The organism is Chlamydia pneumoniae TW-183 (assembly GCF_000007205.1).
GTDB classification, from domain to species: domain Bacteria; phylum Chlamydiota; class Chlamydiia; order Chlamydiales; family Chlamydiaceae; genus Chlamydia; species Chlamydia pneumoniae.
The window spans coordinates 1,048,858-1,068,549 of sequence record NC_005043.1; the positions used below are offsets into that span (position 1 = coordinate 1,048,858).

Consider the following 19,692-nt stretch of genomic DNA (forward strand, 5'->3'; position numbering starts at 1 on the left):
TTCTTTTTCCCTAAGTAAGGGGAACTTATGCTAATCAAGCTATGGCGAGCTACTTATGAAGGGATGTATACATTTCTTGTGGGTGCGTTGCTAAAGTTGCGCTACCGTATGCAAGTTGAAGGGTGGGACACCTTAAACATAAATCCTAAGCAGGGGTGTTTGTTTCTTGCCAATCACGTTGCAGAAGTGGACCCTATTATCTTAGAATATCTATTTTGGAGTCGATTCCATGTTCGTCCCATGGCGGTCGAGTATTTGTTTCATAGTCGCGTTGTTCAATGGTTTTTAAATTCTGTAAGATCCATTCCTATCCCTCAACTTGTTCCCGGTAAAGAGAGTAAGCGCTCTTTAGAACGTATGAACGTATGTTATGAAGAAGCCTCACGAGCTTTAAATAGAGGGGAAAGCCTCCTTCTTTATCCTTCAGGAAGGTTATCGAGAACAGGGAAAGAGGAAATCGTTAATCAGTATTCTGCTTATGTGTTATTACATAGAGTTATGGAATGCAACGTGGTTTTAGTCAGAGTTTCAGGCTTATGGGGGAGTGCGTTTTCGCGCTATAAGCAGAACTCTACACCTAAGTTAGGCCCTGCGTTTAAAGAAGCTTTTCGAGCTTTACTGCGTCGTGGGATTTTTTTTATGCCTAAAAGGTTTGTAAAAATTACTCTATGTCAAGTAGATCATCTTTTTTTAAAGCAATTTCCAACAAAACAAGACCTAAATACTTTTTTGGCTTCTTGGTTTAATCAAGGAGATGACAATTTGCCCATAGAAGTTCCTTACGCATAACGAGGAAGTTACGACGTATGCACGATCAACGGAATAGGGGTCATAACAACCATAATTTAAGGTTGCGACCTGGATCTACATTATTGGAAGCTTTTTTAATATTATGTTCCGAACATGAAGAGGGAATTGCCTGTTTTGACGAACATCTAGGCTCACTCTCTTATCGAGAACTTCGCAATGCTATAATTGCTGTAGCAATTAAGGTCTCCAAGTTTTCTGAAGATAGAGTTGGGGTGATGATGCCCGCATCTATAGGAGCATTCATTGCCTATTTTGGCATTCTTCTTGCGGGGAAGACTCCCGTAATGATGAACTGGAGTCAAGGACTCAGAGAGCTACGTGCATGTACAAAAACAGTAGAGGTTCGACGTGTTCTTACTTCACAGCAGTTCATCAAACATTTAACTGAGGTCCAAGGGTTCGTAGAATATCCCTTTGATCTTATGTATATGGAAGATGTGCGTAAACGCCTTTCCTGGTGGGAGAAGTGCCGGATAGGGTTGTATTCTAAATGCTCCGTCCCTTGGTTGCTCAGAATCTTTGGAGTTTCAGGGGTTGAGAGCGATGATACTGCTGTCATTTTGTTTACTTCTGGAACAGAAAAACTTCCAAAAGCAGTCCCTCTAACCCATAAGAATTTAATGGAAAATCAGGAGGCATGCCTCAAATTTTTCGATCCTAATACACAAGATGTCATGTTGGCATTTCTCCCTCCTTTTCATGCTTATGGATTCAATAGCTGTGGCTTGTTTCCTTTACTGATGGGCGTTCATGTAGTATTCGCTTCGAATCCTCTAAACCCTAAAAAGTTAGTTGAGTTTATCGATGATAAAAAGGTCACCTTCTTTGGGAGCACTCCGGTATTTTTCGACTATATTCTGAAAACAGCAAAAAAACAAAATTCCTGTTTGGAGTCCCTACGACTTGTTGTGATCGGCGGGGATGCATTGAAAGATACCCTCTACGAAGAAACTAAGAAATTACAACCACAAATTGCTCTCTATCAGGGCTACGGTGCTACCGAATGTTCTCCTGTAATTTCGATTACTACGAAAGAAAGTCCTAGGAAATCCGAGTGTGTGGGAATGCCGATCGAAGGGATGGATGTGCTGATTATTTCTAAAGAGACTCATATTCCCGTATCCTCGGGAGAACAGGGATTGATCGTTGTTCGTGGGAACTCTGTATTTTCAGGATATCTTGGGAACCATGAACATCAGAGTTTTGTCTCCTTAGGTGGGGATCAGTGGTATTTGACTGGAGATTTGGGTCATATAGGTCCTAGCGGGGATCTATTTTTAGAAGGTAGGCTAAGCCGATTTGTAAAAATCGGTGGAGAAATGGTAAGCCTAGAAGCTTTAGAAAGTATTTTGCATGAGCATTTTACTGAAAATCAAAATGAAGACGCAGGTTCCCTAGTGGTGTGTGGTATTCCTGGGGATAAGGTAAGGCTGTGTTTATTTACTACTCTTGCTACAACAATACATGAAGTAAATGATATCTTAAAAAGCGCTGAAACCAGTAGCATAGTGAAGATATCGTATGTGCATCAGGTTGAAAGCATTCCTATCTTAGGCATTGGGAAACCTGATTACGTTTCATTAAATGCTCTGGCTGTTTCATTATTTGGGTAAGTAGCCGTTTCTCTGGGTAGGTTGATACATAGTGAGTTTGCAAGGAGAGTTTCTTGACTACCAGTGATGTTATAGATTTTGTAACAAATGATTTTCTAGGTTTCGCTCGTTCTCCCACAATATACTGTGAGGTAAGTAAGCGTTTCCAAATACATTGTCAGCAGTTTCCTCATGAGAAGCTCGGGATCCGAGGTTCTCGGCTTATGGTAGGGCCTTCTTCAGTTATCGACGATCTTGAGTCTAAAATCGCAAGCTATCATGGAGCTCCTAATGCTTTCATAGTCAATAGTGGCTATATGGCGAACCTAGGCTTATGTCATCACGTATCACGATCTACAGATGTCCTTTTGTGGGATGAAGAAGTGCATATGTCAGTAGTGCACAGCCTATCTGCAATCTCTGGGCAACATCATACTTTTCATCATAACAATCTGGAACACTTAGAATCTCTATTACAGTGTTACAGGATAAGCTCTAAGGGAAGAATTTTTATCTTTGTCTCTTCTGTATATTCTTTTAGGGGGACTTTAGCTCCTCTTGAGCAAATCATAGCACTATCAAAGAAGTATCATGCCCACTTAATTGTAGATGAAGCTCATGCTATGGGAATTTTTGGAGACGATGGTAAAGGACTGTGCCATGCCTTAGGTTATGAGAATTTTTATGCTGTATTGGTTACTTACGGAAAAGCTTTAGGGACGATGGGAGCCTCTTTATTAACGTCATCAGAAGTGAAGTACGATTTAATGCAAAATTCTCCGCCCTTGCGTTATTCTACATCTTTATCTCCTCATACTCTAATTTCTATAGGCACGGCGTATGATTTTCTAGCCTCTGAAGGGGAAATCGCACGGAAGCAAGTCTTTAAGTTAAAAGAGCACTTTCATGAGTGTTTCGACTCTCATGCTCCAGGATGTGTGCAGCCTATATTTTTACCACACACCTGCTTGGAAGAAGCAATTTCTGTTTTAGAAACTACAGGGATCCATGTAGGCGTTGTTGCCTTTGCTAAGCATCCTTTCTTACGTGTGAACTTGCACGCTTACAATACTGTCGATGAAGTGAACCTGTTGGCTCAAGTTATGAAGCCATACTTAGAAAAAAGTAGTCATAGGGTCCACATCAATCATGAATTTCACCTTTGGCGAGAGCTTTGCCAGCATTAAGGCGTGATGGAGTTTCTTATTCACTGGAATGACATAAGCACTCTTAATTAAAAACTGATAGCGGAACGTATCCTTGATTTTAAAATGACCGCAAGGAGTCACTGGCATCAGTGGATTCGTGCTTTCTAGCTGCTCTTTTAGAATGTTATGGACTCGGTGGGCCTCTTCCCAAGTCTGCTTGGGACATTTCCCCATGAAAATACAACGGATAAGACGGATAAATGGAGGATACTCACAGAGTTCGCGACCTGTGATTTCCTGACTATAAAATGCCGAGTAGTCCTGACGCATAGCACTATGAATTGTGGGATGGTCAGGAAGAAAGGATTGGATGAGAATTTCTCCAGGTAGGTGGCTCCGACCCGACCTACCTGCTACCTGTGTAATGAGCTGGAAGACTTGCTCTGAAGCTCGGAAATCAGGGATATACAATCCAGAATCTCCATTTAGAATGACCGCGAGTGTGACTGCAGAGAAATTCATGCCTTTGGCAATCATCTGGGTGCCGATCAAAACATCTGCTTTTCCTGTTGCAAATTGCCTGAGTAACGTTTCATGGCTCCCCTTGAATTTGGTAGTGTCTGAATCAATACGGATGGTACGTATCTGAGGAAAAATCTGCTGGAGAATTTTTTCTATTTTTTCTGTTCCTGAGCCTCGATATTGCAACGTCATAGTTCCAAGACATTTTGGACAAGATTGTGGGAGGTCTTTAGGTGAGGAGTTGCATAGATGGCAGAGAAGCACATTTGCATATTTATGGAAGGTGAGCACCATGTCACAATGAGGGCATTTCAATGTATGCTTGCAAACAGTACAAGAGACGTTGGTATGATATCCCCGACGATTAAAGAAAATCAAAACCTGCTCTCCCACTTCCAGACGTTCGGCTATTTTCTTTAACACAGGCTGGGAAAATAGAATCTTGGTTTTTGACTTTTCCCTCTCTAAGTTCATGTTGATAAGAGAAATTTTTGCGGGATGAGCAGCAGCTGCTCTTGAAGAGAGCCGAGACAGAACGTACTTGCCAGATAGCGCATTAGTATAGCTTTCTAAGCTGGGAGTCGCACTTCCTAAAACCACAGTAGCATGAGCGAGTTTGCCTCGCATTACAGCGACATCCCTGGCATGGTAGCAAGGAGGACTTTCCGTTTGTTTATAGGCGGGATCGTGTTCTTCATCTACAATGATCAGTCCCAGATTCTTCATGGGGCAGAAAAGAGCAGACCGTGGTCCTATGAGGATACGTAGGGATCCTTCGGAAGCTTGGCGCCACGTGCGACTTTTGTCGCTGTCGCTAAGCTTGTGATGGAGAACACCTACATCCTTGCCAAAGCGCGCTTTAAATAATGAGACTGTCTGCACTGTGAGAGCGATCTCTGGAACAAGAAGAATTGTACTTTTCCCTTGTTTAAGAGCCTCGCTTGTTGCTCGAAGATAGATCTCTGTTTTACCACTTCCTGTAATTCCGAAAAGTAAATGTGTATGGAATTGTGAGGTTTTTAGTGAGGAAAAAATTTTATCTATAGCACTTTGCTGTTCAGGATGTAAATCCTTAGGAGCAGGCGGGAAAAAGGTTAGGAGGTCTTCTTGAAGCTCTAACTGCGCTGCATCTACAATATCAAGAATGCCCAGCTTTTCAAGAGAATGAATTGGAGATTGCGATACTTTGGCAGTCTCCATAAGGGAAGATAAACCCGGTGGGGACGCATGTTGTAGTAGAATTTTTAAAACAGCCCCTTGAGAAGGATGTAAAACTTCTAATTTTGCAAGAATCTCTTTAGTTTTTGCTTTACTTTGCTTTAAGACGACACGGTAGTGCTGCTTAGGCTGAATCACATTCGAAGAGATAGCGGGAAGAAATAATTTTAGAGTTTTCCCAAGAGGAGCAAAGTAGTATTGGCTGATCCAAAATAGCAAGTCTAGAAGATCTTGAGGAAGGACAATCTCTGAATCGGATAATCCTAAGATAGGTAAAATTTTCTTACATTGGGTCGTTGTTTTTATTTGATAAATAACTCCAACTTTTTTCCCTCCCCGTAAAGAGATAGTAACAGCAGTTCCTTTAGTAATGTGCTCTAGATTTTCAGGAACGCCATAATCGAGTACCTTGTTGATGTTAGAGCCTACGATGACTTCGGCGTATAGGCGAAAGGTAGACGATTCAATATAGCCCATAGATTTCGTTTTAGCTGTGAATCTTTTTCATACTCTAGTGAAGAATAGAGGGGAAGAAAGATACATCCATTTTGTGTCAGAGATTGATGATAATCAGTTGTAGGAATTTTATAACGGATCACATTTAAAGGGGCTAGAGCTAAAAAAAAATTGGGGTTGTTTACGAAGATATTCGTCTTCGCATGAATCAAAGTCAACTTTGTAGGGAAAAGTTGTTGCGTAAGAATTTTTGCTAATCTGTTAAAAAACAGCACTTCTTCGTTGTTTTCTTCATAAACAAAAATAGAGCAGGGGATCTTCGGAGCAGGAAGACTACAATCTTTTAAAGCGGGATATTTCTCTTTTAAAATAGCATTTTGTGACAGGTCTGGATGCAGAGGAACACATTTCCAATCTGAAGGCTTAGTCTTTTCTTGAGAAAGATTTGTCGGTGGAGGAGGGGTGATTGGTTGGGGTTCTGCATTGGGGACTTCTACAGCTTTCTCAGGTATAGAAGAAACACTTGCAGAGATTGCAGTATTCGGAAGAGTTACATTCAGGAGAGATGCAAGTGTTGGATAGAGTTCCTCAGAATAACGATCCAAAAGTTGACAGAGAGTGTCATGAAAATTTTGAGAGTTTTCCATAAATAGCCAATGTTTCTAAAAAAGAGAGGTACGTTTTGGTACCCATAAAAGGAGAGCTCTCTGTGGATAAGAATTTCTATTCTTATTTTATCCTAAATCAGATAATAGTGTCATCATACTCAACAAACTTATTCGACACGTTTTTTTAAGGATAGTGACATGAAATTTTGGTTGCAAGGATGTGCTTTTGTCGGTTGTCTGCTATTGACTTTACCTTGTTGTGCTGCACGAAGACGTGCTTCTGGAGAAAATTTGCAACAAACTCGTCCTATAGCAGCTGCAAATCTACAATGGGAGAGCTATGCAGAAGCTCTTGAACATTCTAAACAAGATCACAAACCTATTTGTCTTTTCTTTACAGGATCAGACTGGTGTATGTGGTGCATAAAAATGCAAGACCAGATTTTGCAAAGCTCTGAGTTTAAGCATTTTGCGGGTGTGCATCTGCATATGGTTGAAGTTGATTTCCCCCAAAAGAATCATCAACCTGAAGAGCAGCGCCAAAAAAATCAAGAACTGAAAGCTCAATATAAAGTTACAGGATTCCCCGAACTGGTCTTCATAGATGCAGAAGGAAAACAGCTTGCTCGCATGGGATTTGAGCCTGGTGGTGGAGCTGCTTACGTAAGCAAGGTGAAGTCTGCTCTTAAACTACGTTAAGGGATTTTATAACTTATTTTTGAGACCTTCCTTTTTTAAGTTGAATGTGAGAACTTTCTTACAAACCCTTGGATTAGGATAAGGTCTCAAAAAAGTGCGTAGGATATTAATCAGGTTGCTGAGACTTTCTGTTTTCAGAATCTAAATAATTAGAGATCACTGCTGCTAATCTGTCTACTACATTTGGACTGAGAGGATTTAGATGGAGAAGATCCCTTTCGGGTATAGGAATTTTAGTCCCCGAGGTTTTTACTTCAGGAAGCTCTAGAAAAGGTGTTGCTACGCAATTTTCTCTTTCGAAGAGGCCGTCGCTAATGAGTTCTTGATCATGATTAGAGTTGTAAATGAAAATTTCGGGACAACGCAATCTTTCGCTAGGTTTCACAGAGTCTATGTTCCAACCAACGAGTTTTATAATCGCGGAAGCTATGGGCTTACAAATTTGATTCGCGACATCTGCTAGAGAGCGAGGGCCCCGATCTTTTACAACAATCCATGAAGTTCCATCACTGCCATCAGTGACCTCACGATCTAGAGCAGCAGCTTGGACACTAGTTCCCAAAGAGTATCCGAAAGCTATGATTTGATTGGCTTTAGGACCTGTCTCTTCATCTCGTAGGTAGCGTACGCATGCCTGATACGATTTAACCAGATTTTCTCGTTTCGCTTCTCCTTTGCTGGACATAATTCCAGGATAGTTGAACACAAGAAGATTCGAGCCGGTTGCTTTGGCTAGCTGGTGTAGAGAGGAATCGCCCCGATCGAACAGGTTTTCCATCAATCCAGAGTTTCCTTGAGAATAAAGAATCCACCTGTGGGGAAGAGCATGAGGTATCTTTATAGCTAAGCTATCAACCACCAAATCGTCATATTGTATAACCACACGATCGGCAGCTGAGATTTCCTTAAGGCTTAGGAGTTGTTTAATATGGGACAGAAAGGTCATTCGCCGAATTGCCACAGCTGTTTTTGACATGCTCTGAGATATGATAGAAGATGGGAGAATGAAAAACTGACAGGTTTTCTTGAGTACCCACAATAACGCTAAGGGAAGGAACAGAATGATTGAGATAATAAACTTCACAATATTCCAAATCGTTCCTAGAACTTTAAATAAGGTGGGATGGGCCTTCCGTCTTTCAGAAGCTATCTCTGTTTTTTTTGAAGAGAACATGATTAAAGACGGCTTTGGATCCGTCTCTAGAATCGTATCATCACGAAAGTTTATTGGGGTAGGGGATGGGATCATACAAGAGTCCTAAATTTTAGGTACACAGAGTATAAAGAGAACAAAAGAAAAAGAATACGCATTATAATTTTTTAATTTTTTCTAGAGAGACTCTCAAGGATTGCTTCAGCAAGCTTTTGTATTGTAGGGTGTTTCAGAGGGCTTGAGTGGAGTAGATTTACCTCTCCTATAAATTTTTTACTCCTGGCAAATGGGGTTCGTTTTATTGCATGAGCAAGAGTAAACTCCGGGAGCAATGCGGTATCATCACCAACTTCTGAAGGGCGAAATCGATCCGCAGAATAAACAAGAATTTCTGGGCAAGGAAGCTCTCGGCTGTTTTTTTCCGCATCCATTTTCCATCGAGCGAGGACTGCGATGAGTTTTCCTATTGGCCCGAAGAAACTATTAGCAGCTGCGGGTAAAGAGTGGGGAGCACGGTCTTTGACTGCTACCCAAGAAGTCTCGCTATTTGTAAAAGGATTTTTTTGCAAAGCTGCAGACTGGACTACCCCTCCTAAGGAATATCCGTAGGTGATGATTTCGTTAGCCCCAGGGCCCTGAATTTTATCTTGTAGGTACTTTGCACATAGATTATGAGCTGTCGCTAGGTTCTCTAAGTTCAATTTTCCTGTGCTCGACTTAACCCCAGGATAGTTGTAAATTAGGATATTAGCGCCTAGCAGTTTAGCTAACTCTTTCCAGGAGAGAAACAAGGAATCTTTCAGGCCTATCATGTCTTCGAGGAAATCTCCACTTCCTAGAGAAATCAGCAGCCAACGTTTAGGCCTTGCCGTACTGAAATGTATTGCTAAAGTATCAATGGTAAGATGGTCTTGTTGGATCGTGATTCTTTTACTTTCCGAGACTGCTGGGTCTTTGAAAGAGGGATCTAGATTCTTTACAAAATAATCTTGTATTTCCTGTTCCAAACGATACTTTTTAAAGCAGGTTTTCAAGACGCTGTAAAGCATCGAAGAACGGGGGAAAAGAGCCAAGGAACATACTAATTGACATAACCAATAAATTCCCAGGGGCGGAATAATCAGACCGATTAAGAGTTTGAAAATTTTAACAATGATCGTAACAATTTTGGTGAGTATGGGGTGCTTCTTACTAAAGTCACTTAACTGCTTGGCGTGTGTTGACGAAAAATAGGAAACTGGATGAGGATTTGAAAATATTCCTGACAAAATATCAGACCTGTTTGAAAGATTCAAAAGAGTGAATGCGAAATCCTTACGTCTCTAATCTCAAGGGACTGGGGACGTCAGGTCAAACAAAGTTCAGTGTTATCGGCGGCTGTTTTTCGCGCTTATATTATAACGGTGTCCTTAGAAAGATTAAATAGTTAAGTGCCTTTAAATCTGATTCTTAAGGAGCATCCCTTCTTTCTAAGAGAGCTTTTTCAAAATTGGTGTGGCAAGAGCCACTCTTGTTTTGCTGTCGATGGGATCGATATCAGACGATAATCGTACTTCTATAAATTCTTTATTTTGAACATAGGGACTATTTTTTATCGCATGAGCGAGAGTAAGTTCAGGTGCTAAGAGCTTGTTCTGTCTGACTGTTGATCTTCGTAAGGAATCCGTAGGATAGAGAAAAATTTCTAGGCAGGGAAGGTCTTGGCTTCTCTCTACGGCTTTGGTCCCCCAGCCAAAAAGACGAGCTACTAGCTTTCCTATGCGTCTGCAACTGTGGAAACCTTCTGGAGATATAAAGAGAGGACACCTATCTTTGACTGCTATCCAAGTAGTATCATCGTTTGCAACAATCTTCTGGTCTCGCAATGCTTCTGCTTGTATCAAACCTCCTAGGGAGTACCCATAGGTAATGATTTCTTTTGCTCCAGGGCCCTGTTCTTTATCTTTAAGGTATCTTGTACAAATATTATGAGCTGATGCTAGGTCCTTTAGGCTGCTGCTCCCTGTGCTGGACATGACTCCGGGGTAGTTATAAACGAGTATATTGGCCCCTATCAACTTGGCAAATCTTTGCCAAGAATCAAAGATCTCCTTACAAGCGATTTCTTCCAAGCTACAGTCACTTCCTAAAGAAATGAGCATCCAACGATTCGTAGGTGCTTGTGAAAGGCATATTTCCAAAGTGTCGATGAGAACATTATCCTGGAGGATAGGAACTCGTCTCATGGAAGCAACGCGGTTTTTCGAGGAATAATCTTGCAAAGCATGCAAATAATTAGTTTTTAAGGTTTTAGTGTTGGGTTGCTTCTTGAAAATTTTTAATAAATTCTTGGAAGGGAGAATCGAGTTTGTACAAAGCGTTTGACATAGCCAGTAGATTCCTAAGGGAAGGATGATCAGCCCTATCAGAACTTTAAAAATTTTAATAATTACAGAAGCAATCCGTGTAAGCACGGGATGCCTGTCTTTAAACTCATGAAGTTTTTGGGCGCGTGTTGAAGAAAAATAAGTCGCTTGTGGAGAAGGGTGGGAATGTAAAATATCCTCAACAAACGCATTACTTCCGTGAATTGGAGCCATGAACTTTTCCTATAAAATTTAAGTTCTTTTTACGGAACTACTTGGTTTTTGATTTGTTCGTATAGAGGGGGGGGGTTCAGGTAGAATGTTGCCGATATGGAGTCGTCTAGAGCAGGCTTCAATGTCTGTCCACAAAAGTTTGTGGTCTTTTCTTTATTGCCATCCAAGAACTGATCTAGCTTTACAGTTAGTAAGATTTTCAGGATCGAATTCTAAGAGAATAAATTTTAAGCAATAAGGGAATAAAAAAGAATCATATCTTCACTCGGTTCTGACTTTGTAAAGAAGTTTATCCTCATTCTTGATTACACGAATGTAACCAACTATAAACAAATTTTTTTGAGGAGAAAATTTCTTCTACTGTTTTGGCCTGAACTCAAGTTGTTTATCTAAAAGAACTTAAAAAATACAACAGCTCTTTCTTTAGAGGATACAGAAAGTCGAGTTATAGATAGAGATTTTACTAACTTAAGGATAAATATTAAAATATTTATTTAATATTCCAAGAGTTTTTATTTGATAGTTTCTATTTTTAATTTTAATTTATTAATTCTTTAAAATAAGATGAGCGAGCTCGCCCCCTGCTCGACAGGATTGCAGGTGGTCCCCCATACGCAGGTCCATCATGCCCTTGATACGCGGAGAGTCATTCTAACGATAGCCGCCTGTCTGTCTTTAATTGCAGGAATCGTGTTGGTTGGCTTAGGTGCTGCAGCAATCCTGCCCTCGCTTTTTGGAGTCATTGGAGGAATGATTCTTATTCTGTTTTCTTCGATCGCCCTCATTTATTTATACAAGAAGACAAGGGAGGTGGATCAGATTGCTCTGGAGCCTCTTCCTGAGATGATTTCTAAAGATCAAAGCATTATAGATTTTGTAAAGACACGAGACTATGCATCTTTAGAAAAGAAAGCGACCTTTGCTTATACTCATACTCATTATTACGATGGAAGCATGGTCTTCTATAGGGAGATCCCTAGATTTATGTTAGGCTCTTATCTCGCGCTTCGCAAAGACATGGACCGCCAAGCTCTTTTTTGAAGAAGGACATCCATGTTATGTTGCTCGCCAGGCTTTTAATTCAGGGATTCGACTCTATCGTCAGTTATTTGACATAGAATATTTAACGAAGCTATACAAAAACAAGGATTACGATCCTGAGCATCGACAAAGTTTAAAAAGCCTAATAGATTGGATGAAATGCGAAGACCATGGGGAAGACTTTTTGCGTCAACATCGGGGCTGTGACTACCCATCTTCTGGCTATACGGGAATGTTTTTCAAACATTCTTAAGTCTTTGTCCGCATCCTGAATCTTGCATCTAGAATTTCTTTTTCATAATCTCATCCTTCATGGTTTAGAAGATTTGTTTTGGTGTGTCTTAGTTCACGCAAAAAAGTGGGAGAGACTTGTAAGGGAGACTTCTTTAACTAAATGACTATCGATTGAAAGAAGGAGTTTTGTATTTAGAAAAGCGTATTCTTCTTAAATTTTTTACTGATACATACATAGAATGTATAGAAGTATCAGAATCTTCAAAAGACTCAGAGTGATCAACAACAGTGGATCCATTTATAGAAGTAAAACAAGAGCTGTACTACCATTTAGAATATAGGCCTTGGTTTTGCTCGGGGAAATTCCATGATATCTTTCTTTATGAATCTAAAGTTTTCCTAGAGCGAAGAGAGTCAAAAACTCAGTAAGCTATATAAAATTTGCCGTGTAATTAAAGCATCAGATACTCTGTCTGGTGGGATCGGCCTGCTTTTTACAACTTTAGATAGATAGATTTTAGAGTCTTGGGTTGGAAAAGCGATATCTATACAAACATACTAGAGGAAAGAATGACGGCGAGAGCAGAATATTTAGACCATGAGGATTTTTTATATAGGAGTCACAAACTTCAGGAACTTTCTGAGTTGGGTGTAGTCCTTTATCCTTACGAGTTTCCTGGAGTTTTTTCATGCGAAGATATTAAAAAAACGTTTGCTAGTCAAGAGTTAGGGAATAGTGAAGCTGCTATGAGTAGGTCCACTCCTAGAGTGCGTTTTGCTGGGCGTTTGGTTCTTTTCCGTGCGATGGGGAAAAATGCTTTTGGGCAAATTTTAGACCATAATCAAACCATCCAAGTGATGTTCAACCGTGAGTTTACCTCCGTACACGGACTTTCTGAAGATGCTGAGATTACTCCGATTAAGTTTATAGAAAAAAAGTTAGATTTAGGAGATATCCTTGGGATCGATGGCTATTTATTTTTCACCCATTCCGGAGAGCTTACCGTTCTTGTAGAGACTGTAACCCTACTTTGTAAATCCTTACTTTCGTTGCCTGATAAGCACGCAGGTTTGAGTGACAAAGAAGTCCGCTACCGCAAGCGTTGGTTAGATCTAATTTCCTCAAGAGAGGTTAGCGATACCTTTGTGAAAAGAAGCTATATTATTAAGCTTATCCGTAATTATATGGATGCTCATGGATTTTTAGAGGTAGAGACTCCTATATTACAAAATATCTACGGGGGAGCAGAAGCTAAGCCTTTCACAACAACAATGGAAGCTTTACATTCGGAGATGTTTTTAAGAATCTCCCTGGAAATCGCTTTGAAGAAAATCCTAGTAGGAGGAGCTCCTCGTATTTATGAACTCGGTAAAGTCTTCAGAAACGAAGGAATCGATAGAACACATAATCCTGAATTTACCATGATAGAAGCGTATGCTGCTTACATGGACTATAAAGAGGTCATGGTCTTTGTAGAAAATCTTGTTGAGCATCTTGTCCGTGCTGTAAATCACGACAATACCTCTCTAGTCTATTCTTATTGGAAACATGGCCCCCAAGAGGTAGATTTTAAAGCTCCTTGGATTCGTATGACAATGAAAGAAAGTATCGCGACCTATGCAGGTATTGATGTTGACGTTCACAGTGATCAGAAGCTTAAGGAAATCTTAAAGAAGAAAACTACCTTTCCTGAGACTGCATTTGCGACAGCTTCCCGGGGGATGTTGATAGCAGCCTTATTTGATGAACTTGTCTCTGATAATTTAATAGCTCCTCACCACATTACAGATCACCCTGTAGAGACAACCCCGTTATGTAAAACTCTGCGTTCCGGAGATACCGCATTTGTAGAGCGCTTCGAAAGTTTTTGCTTAGGGAAAGAGTTGTGTAATGCCTATTCGGAACTCAATGATCCTATCCGTCAAAGAGAACTCTTGGAGCAACAGCATACTAAAAAAGAACTCCTTCCGGATAGTGAGTGTCATCCTATCGATGAAGAGTTTTTAGAAGCTCTGTGTCAGGGAATGCCCCCTGCAGGAGGATTTGGTATAGGTGTCGATAGACTTGTTATGATTCTTACAAATGCTGCATCTATACGCGATGTGCTGTATTTCCCTGTAATGCGGCGCTTCGATGCAGAGAAGACGAATTAAAGGGGCTTAACTCTAGGCCCTGACTTAGAGTCTTCGACAAGGAAGCCTGCGGCAAGTATCTCATCACGTAAGGTGTCTGCCATCGCCCAATTTTTAGTTTTTCTAGCTTCCTCACGTTCTGCAACAAGTTGCATTACGGTTTCTGGGATGCACACGCTTGTGGTTAGAGGAAGCACACCAAGTACAGTATCGACTTTTTTAAGAGTGTCTAAGATATAGAGAGAGTCGGCTTTAGAAAAGTGCCCTTGGTCGATCAAGGTGTTGATTTCGTGAACAAAATCGAACAGAGATGCAAATCCTGTAGAAACATTTAAGTCATTAGCAAGAGCTCTTGAGAAAGCTTCTATGAATTGACTGCTAGAGTCCAAGGTTCTGGGAAGGGGAGATTCCCCAGGGAGATCTACGCCTTCAAGTCGAGAAACAAAATCTTTTAAGCGGCGTAAGGCATGCCTACAGGCAAGGAGAGCTTCTTCTGTAAAGTTGAGTTGCGTACGATAATGGCTTTGCAGTAGCATATAGCGTACTTCTTGACCAGTAAATTCCTGGTGGAGAAGGTCTCGTAGAGTGAGGAAATTCCCTAAGCTCTTTGACATTTTCTTCCCATCAATAAGCAGATGTTCCGAATGCAGCCAATAGCGTGCAAAGGGTTTCCCTGAAAGAGCCTCAGATTGGGCGATTTCATTTTCGTGATGAGGAAATATATTATCTACACCTCCCGCATGGATATCCAAAGAATCTCCAAGAAGTTCCATCGCCATAATCGAACATTCTAAATGCCATCCAGGTCTTCCTTTCCCGAAAGGACTTTCCCAATAAATGACGCCATCACGTTCTGGATTGTATGCTTTCCACAGTACAAAATCACTTGGGTTTTCTTTGTCATACTCATCAGCAGAAATTCTGGAGCAGCAGCGTAAGCTACTTAGATCCAGATGAGAGAGCTTCCCATAATTTGGAAAACGGTTTAGAGAAAAATATACGGAAGCATCCTGACCTATATAGGCGATTCCTTGCTCTAAGAGCTTTGTAATCGCTTGGATCATTTGAGGGATGTAGTGTGTTGCGTGTGGATAGAAATCTGCTCTAGCAATATTTAAAGTATCGAGATCTTCAAAAAAGGCTTCGGTATATGGCTGCGTGTATTCTTGCAGCGGAATATTTTTTTTCGAGGCTCCTGCTATGGTTTTGTCTTCTACATCAGTAATATTCATCACATGGGTTACAGAGTAGCCAAAGAATACTAGAGTGCGTTTGAGAATATCTTCAAAGACATAAGTTCGGAAGTTCCCTATGTGAGCGTAGTCATACACGGTAGGACCACAAGTATATAGTCTTACAGGGGTGTGATTGGGGAAAAAAAGTTCTTTTTTTTGAGATGCTGTATTGTAGAAATAGAGACCCTCGATATGAGAAAATGCCATAACTGTATCACTCTTGACTCAGGAGTTTGTTGTTATATAGACAGAGAGAATTTAACGTCAGTCTCTTCGGCCTATCCTAACAAAATAAATTTTCTAGATCTATGATTTTTGCTTTCGAAAATCTTATAGGAGAAAAGATAGCAAATTTCCTTCTTTTCAAAAGAAATAAAAAATCGCATAAATATTCTTAGAATTTCATATTTATTCATGCAATAGAAGCTAAACTTTTTTTAGTAGCGAAGTTCAACGTTTTTAAGTAGTGTTTTTTATTTCGTTTTAATAAAAAAAAGACTATACAACAAGAGTCGCTAGAAAGATGTTCTCGAGGCATATCTGGCCCGCCCTGAATAGAATAAATTGCGTCCTAATCTTAGGAAAGGAGGAGGTAGCCCGTGATCCTGTTACAAAATATCAAAAGATGTTCCTTAAAACAGTTGAAGGTCTTGGCTACTCTTTTGTTGAGCTTGAGCTTACCTACGCTAGAAGCAGCCGAGAACAGAGATTCTGATTCTATTGTTTGGCACCTGGATTATCAGGAGGCTTTGCAAAAGAGCAAGGAAGCAGAGCTTCCTTTGCTTGTTATTTTTTCTGGTTCCGATTGGAATGGCCCTTGTATGAAAATCCGTAAAGAGGTGTTGGAATCACCTGAATTCATCAAAAGAGTTCAGGGGAAGTTTGTCTGTGTGGAAGTGGAGTATCTGAAACATAGACCGCAGGTTGAAAACATTCGTCAGCAAAATCTTGCTTTGAAATCTAAATTTAAAATTAATGAACTGCCCTGCATGATTTTGCTCTCACATGAGGAGAGAGAAATCTACAGAATAGGTTCTTTTGGTAATGAGACGGGTTCCAATTTAGGGGACAGTCTTTGTCATATCGTAGAGAGTGATTCTTTACTAAGAAGGGCGTTTCCTATGATGACGTCGCTATCTTTATCGGAACTGCAAAGGTATTACCGACTTGCTGAAGAGCTCTCTCATAAAGAATTCCTCAAGCATGCTCTTGAGCTTGGGGTGCGCAGTGACGATTACTTCTTTTTATCTGAGAAGTTTCGGTTATTGGTAGAAGTGGGCAAAATGGATTCTGAGGAGTGTCAGAGAATTAAAAAACGCCTTCTCAACAAAGATCCTAAAAATGAAAAGCAAACCCATTTTACCGTAGCCCTGATAGAGTTTCAAGAACTGGCAAAAAGATCTCGAGCTGGTGTGCGCCAAGATGCCAGCCAAGTCATCGCTCCTCTAGAGAGTTATATTTCTCAATTTGGGCAGCAAGATAAGGATAACTTGTGGCGTGTAGAAATGATGATAGCGCAGTTTTACTTAGATTCTGATCAATGGCATCATGCTTTGCAACATGCAGAGGTTGCCTTTGAAGCTGCTCCTAACGAGGTGCGGTCACACATTTCTCGCTCTTTGGAGTACATTCGCCACCAGTCGTAGCTTTCGTTTTTCCAAGACGATGTAACCCCTCTGGGATTTGATTTATAAAATCCTGGAGAAGTTTTGAAAAGACAGGGCGCTGTTTATGTCCCTTGGGGAAAACAACAATTTGACAATTGGGAAGTTGGTGGCGGACATGCCGAAATACTTCACGAACGACACGTTTAAAAGAGTTTCTTTCGTGAGCTTTGCCAAATTTTTTAGATACAGTAATACCCATCCTACAAGTCCCGGGATGCCTAGAAGGGACCACGTAGAAAGTCGCCTGACTACCACGACAACAAAAACCTGAACGCGTAATGTAAAGAAATTGCTTTCTTTTCAAAACGCGGGATTGTTTTGGTAAGGTGAGTGGGTGCACGAAATACTAAATTATAAATCGACTAGGGAATGCCTACCGTGGCGGCGGCGACGATTCAAAAGTTTTCTTCCATTTCTTGTGGCCATACGAGTACGGAAACCCACAGAATTTCGGCGTTTCCTTTTGCTAGGTTGATAAGTCCGTTTCACAGTGTCTTCCTATAATTCCTTGCCTCATTCACGGTTGAGTCTTACTAAAGAGGCTTTGCCCGAAATTTTAGAAGATTATATCAATAAAGATCAATAAGAAGACATCGGCTTTCTTCCAACTTATCTAAGAAAATTCGAGAGATGACAGTCTGGTATTGTCAAAAAAGCTCCTAGGAGATTAAATTGGTTCCTTGTTGTAACTTAGTATGCTTCTCCTTTTTATGAGAAGTGAAGGTAATATCTCATGAAAGTTAGTTCATCTGTTAAGGCTGATCCATCTAAGGGGGACAAATTAGTCCGCCGTAAAGGACGTCTTTATGTAATTAATAAGAAAGATCCAAATCGAAAGCAGCGCCAAGCAGGACCTGCACGTAAAAAATAATTTAAAAATTTAGGTAAAACGCATGGCGAAAAAATCATCAGTAGCAAGAGAAGCTAAGCGTCGACGATTGGTAGAGGCTAATTTTAAAAAACGATCCGACCTTCGTAAAATCGTGAAAAGCTTGTCTGTTAGCGAAGAAGAAAAAGAAAATGCCCGTATCTCTTTAAATAAAATGAAGAGAGATACTTCTCCTACACGTTTGCATAATCGATGCTTATTGACAGGCCGTCCTAGAGGCTACTTAAGAAAGTTTGCTATCTCTAGAATCTGTTTTAGACAAATGGCTTCTATGGGAGAAATCCCCGGCGTTATTAAGGCTAGTTGGTAGTCTATTCTGATTAGAGCCCCAACCCTATTTAAGGACGTGGGGCTTTATTTTGATGCTTCTTTCAAAGCCTGTTGTAGTGATGGAACATCCTTCACTCGTTGCCAATCTTTCATTCCCTTTTTCCATACCCAAATTTCTTCTGGATACGTTTTTCCCTTTAAAAGTACGACCAACTCCTCAAAAGATATCGGACCTACGTTTTCTCTATCTTTATTTAAATAAAACCACTTCTCTGTATCGATAACGATTTCTTGAAGATCTCCCGATGAGGGTATCTCGTCATTACCTGCTAAACTTTTTTTCAAATCATCAAAAAGATCGGAGTTATCAAAAGGATCGTTTTGTGGCTTTTCTAAAGCGTTTCGACGAGAAGGAAGAAGAAGAAGGACAACTAGACCAATAAATCCAAAAAATGCTCCCGCAAAAAACCAGCCAATAACATTTCGTTTTTTCTTATCTGCTATGTAGGCAGATAGACAACCTAGAATCACATAAAATAATAAAATCGAAATAGGGAGCATAGTGCGTAGCGTACCTGAAAGATTAATAGTCTGTCACTAACGCCTATTATTTCCATGTGTTGTATTTCTCGCTAGAGAAATAGGGCACGTTTCATAAGGAAACGTAGAAAATACAAGTCTTAAATTAAAAATATCAGTTCAAGAAGAACAATTTCAGAACTTTTCTGATGCCATATAGTAGTGAAAAAGAGAAGGTAGATCTATAGACGTTAAAGTGGATAAAAAAACTCATAGGCAAGAGTGCGACTTTTTTTCTTTACTAGCAGAGCGGTAGGGGAACCTAGAAGTTGGATCTAATGGATGTAGCATATTAACCGCTGGACGATTAGACTGTCGCTAACACTTATTATTTCCACCGTGTTATATTTCTTTAGTGAAGAAATAGAGCTCATTGGAGGAGGAAAAATGGAAAAACAAAATTTAAAATTAGATGTCAAAGAGATTGAGTTTCCTGAAACGGTATTCAGCCGTGATATCGAAACTCGTGTTATCCAAGTAATTATTTTGCATTGTTTAGCAAAAATTAACGGTGTTTCCCTCCTCGGAGGAAATCTAATAGACGCTCTGTTCGGTAGAGATATCGAAAGAATGAAGGGGATCTATGTAGAACAGGATTCAAAAAATCATCTGGTCAAAGTTCGTGTCGAAGTGAACGTAGATTACGGTGTTTCTATACCAGAGAAAACAGAAGAAATCCAGGGATGCATTGTTTCAGAAATTTCAGAATATACAGGACTTCATGTGGCCGCTGTCCACGTGATCATTAAAGGGTTGACACAACCAAAAGATCGTATTGATGAAGAAATTGAAGAGGAAGTCTCTGTTCAAGATCTTCCTTCACCTGAAGACTTCTTACTTGAGAATTCTGAAGGGTAGA

General features: G+C 40.3%; 19 protein-coding genes. 10 read left to right on the top strand and 9 right to left on the bottom strand.

What is annotated here, in order from left to right:
* Positions 1–27: 27 nt before the first annotated feature.
* Genes CPB_RS04765 through CPB_RS04775 form a run of 3 tightly spaced genes read left to right on the top strand, consistent with a single transcriptional unit; the run spans position 28 to position 3,589 of the window.
* The gene (locus CPB_RS04765; protein WP_010883556.1) at positions 28–789 is read left to right on the top strand and encodes a lysophospholipid acyltransferase family protein; all 762 of its coding nucleotides are present in this window, start codon (positions 28–30) and stop codon (positions 787–789) included.
* 17 nt (positions 790–806) lie between these two features.
* Positions 807–2,423, top strand: coding sequence for an AMP-binding protein (locus CPB_RS04770; protein ID WP_010883557.1), 1,617 nt, complete (start codon positions 807–809; stop codon positions 2,421–2,423).
* Positions 2,424–2,476: 53 nt separating this feature from the next.
* Complete coding sequence (locus CPB_RS04775) at positions 2,477–3,589, top strand: aminotransferase class I/II-fold pyridoxal phosphate-dependent enzyme (RefSeq protein WP_010883558.1); 1,113 nt, start codon at positions 2,477–2,479, stop codon at positions 3,587–3,589.
* Here the strand turns inward: CPB_RS04775 and priA are convergent.
* Both priA and CPB_RS04785 read right to left on the bottom strand, forming a co-directional pair.
* The gene (priA, locus tag CPB_RS04780) at positions 3,518–5,767 is read right to left on the bottom strand and encodes a primosomal protein N' (protein WP_010883559.1); all 2,250 of its coding nucleotides are present in this window, start codon (positions 5,765–5,767) and stop codon (positions 3,518–3,520) included. The two genes, CPB_RS04775 and priA, sit on opposite strands and share 72 nt — an antisense overlap.
* Positions 5,716–6,393: a hypothetical protein gene (locus CPB_RS04785; RefSeq protein WP_010883560.1), complete on the bottom strand. Its 678-nt coding sequence runs from the start codon at positions 6,391–6,393 to the stop codon at positions 5,716–5,718. The genes priA and CPB_RS04785 overlap by 52 nt, the downstream gene beginning before the upstream one ends.
* A 159-nt stretch (positions 6,394–6,552) precedes the next feature.
* Between CPB_RS04785 and dsbH the strand changes: the two genes are divergently transcribed.
* A complete protein-coding gene (gene dsbH / locus CPB_RS04790) occupies positions 6,553–7,053 on the top strand; it encodes a disulfide reductase DsbH (protein ID WP_010883561.1) in 501 nt (166 codons plus the stop codon).
* Positions 7,054–7,159: 106 nt separating this feature from the next.
* Here dsbH and CPB_RS04795 read toward each other — a convergent pair whose 3' ends face one another.
* The 3 genes from CPB_RS04795 to CPB_RS04805 all read right to left on the bottom strand — a co-directional run bounded on the left by CPB_RS04795 (position 7,160) and on the right by CPB_RS04805 (position 10,785).
* Complete coding sequence (locus CPB_RS04795) at positions 7,160–8,302, bottom strand: CPn0927/CPn0928 family alpha/beta hydrolase fold protein (protein ID WP_010883562.1); 1,143 nt, start codon at positions 8,300–8,302, stop codon at positions 7,160–7,162.
* 71 nt (positions 8,303–8,373) lie between these two features.
* Positions 8,374–9,474, bottom strand: coding sequence for a CPn0927/CPn0928 family alpha/beta hydrolase fold protein (locus CPB_RS04800; RefSeq protein ID WP_010892228.1), 1,101 nt, complete (start codon positions 9,472–9,474; stop codon positions 8,374–8,376).
* Between the two features lie 201 nt (positions 9,475–9,675).
* Positions 9,676–10,785 (bottom strand): CPn0927/CPn0928 family alpha/beta hydrolase fold protein, encoded by a 1,110-nt coding sequence (locus CPB_RS04805; protein ID WP_010883564.1) that lies wholly within the window; start codon positions 10,783–10,785, stop codon positions 9,676–9,678.
* 564 nt (positions 10,786–11,349) lie between these two features.
* On the opposite strand from CPB_RS04805, the gene CPB_RS04810 reads away from it, so the two are divergent.
* Positions 11,350–11,826 (top strand): hypothetical protein, encoded by a 477-nt coding sequence (locus tag CPB_RS04810; protein ID WP_041466971.1) that lies wholly within the window; start codon positions 11,350–11,352, stop codon positions 11,824–11,826.
* A gap of 804 nt (positions 11,827–12,630) precedes the next feature.
* Positions 12,631–14,214 (top strand): lysine--tRNA ligase, encoded by a 1,584-nt coding sequence (gene lysS / locus CPB_RS04815; protein ID WP_010883566.1) that lies wholly within the window; start codon positions 12,631–12,633, stop codon positions 14,212–14,214.
* Here the strand turns inward: lysS and cysS are convergent.
* Positions 14,211–15,635 carry a cysteine--tRNA ligase gene (gene cysS, locus CPB_RS04820; protein WP_011126256.1) on the bottom strand — a complete coding sequence of 475 codons (1,425 nt, stop codon included), beginning with the start codon at positions 15,633–15,635 and terminating at the stop codon, positions 14,211–14,213. The genes lysS and cysS overlap by 4 nt on opposite strands.
* Positions 15,636–16,027: 392 nt before the next feature.
* Here cysS and CPB_RS04825 point away from each other — a divergent pair, with 392 nt between their 5' ends.
* The gene (locus CPB_RS04825; protein ID WP_010883568.1) at positions 16,028–17,074 is read left to right on the top strand and encodes a thioredoxin family protein; all 1,047 of its coding nucleotides are present in this window, start codon (positions 16,028–16,030) and stop codon (positions 17,072–17,074) included.
* Here the strand turns inward: CPB_RS04825 and rnpA are convergent.
* Together rnpA and rpmH are read right to left on the bottom strand one after the other, a co-directional pair.
* Positions 17,016–17,435: a ribonuclease P protein component gene (gene rnpA / locus CPB_RS04830; RefSeq protein WP_010883569.1), complete on the bottom strand. Its 420-nt coding sequence runs from the start codon at positions 17,433–17,435 to the stop codon at positions 17,016–17,018. The genes CPB_RS04825 and rnpA overlap by 59 nt on opposite strands.
* Positions 17,436–17,446: 11 nt before the next feature.
* Positions 17,447–17,584: a 50S ribosomal protein L34 gene (gene rpmH / locus CPB_RS04835; protein ID WP_010883570.1), complete on the bottom strand. Its 138-nt coding sequence runs from the start codon at positions 17,582–17,584 to the stop codon at positions 17,447–17,449.
* 244 nt (positions 17,585–17,828) lie between these two features.
* Between rpmH and rpmJ the strand changes: the two genes are divergently transcribed.
* A complete protein-coding gene (rpmJ, locus tag CPB_RS04840) occupies positions 17,829–17,966 on the top strand; it encodes a 50S ribosomal protein L36 (RefSeq protein WP_010883571.1) in 138 nt (45 codons plus the stop codon).
* A 22-nt stretch (positions 17,967–17,988) separates the two neighbouring features.
* Positions 17,989–18,294, top strand: coding sequence for a 30S ribosomal protein S14 (gene rpsN / locus CPB_RS04845; protein ID WP_010883572.1), 306 nt, complete (start codon positions 17,989–17,991; stop codon positions 18,292–18,294).
* Positions 18,295–18,338: 44 nt separating this feature from the next.
* Here the strand turns inward: rpsN and CPB_RS04850 are convergent, their stop codons facing one another.
* Positions 18,339–18,815 (bottom strand): DUF4339 domain-containing protein, encoded by a 477-nt coding sequence (locus CPB_RS04850; RefSeq protein ID WP_010883573.1) that lies wholly within the window; start codon positions 18,813–18,815, stop codon positions 18,339–18,341.
* A 405-nt stretch (positions 18,816–19,220) separates the two neighbouring features.
* On the opposite strand from CPB_RS04850, the gene CPB_RS04855 reads away from it, so the two are divergent.
* Positions 19,221–19,691: an Asp23/Gls24 family envelope stress response protein gene (locus CPB_RS04855; protein ID WP_010883574.1), complete on the top strand. Its 471-nt coding sequence runs from the start codon at positions 19,221–19,223 to the stop codon at positions 19,689–19,691.
* Position 19,692: the final 1 nt, after the last annotated feature.